Below are 203 nucleotides of genomic sequence, written 5' to 3' on the forward strand. Positions count from 1 at the left end.
CGGTCGTCCTTCGGCACAATCACCATCGTGCCTCCGTTGTACAGCGTCCGCGCGATATCTCCCACGAACACGTCAAAAGAGAAGCTTGCGAGCTGCAGCAGCCGCACCGGGAACTGATCCAACTGATATTCCCGCCGGTAGCCCGCCGCCGTGTTCACCAGGCTGCGGTGCTCGATCATCACGCCCTTCGGCTTGCCCGTCGT

Annotated in this window: 1 protein-coding gene; it reads right to left on the reverse strand. The window is 62.1% G+C overall.

The window, feature by feature from the left end; translation table 11 throughout:
• A partial coding sequence (locus tag HFE01_RS26935; protein ID WP_167438899.1) for an AMP-binding protein occupies positions 1-203 on the reverse strand: 203 nt, incomplete at both ends.

The organism is Paenibacillus sp. EKM10P (assembly GCF_011800655.1).
In the GTDB taxonomy this organism is placed as follows: domain Bacteria; phylum Bacillota; class Bacilli; order Paenibacillales; family Paenibacillaceae; genus Paenibacillus; species Paenibacillus polymyxa.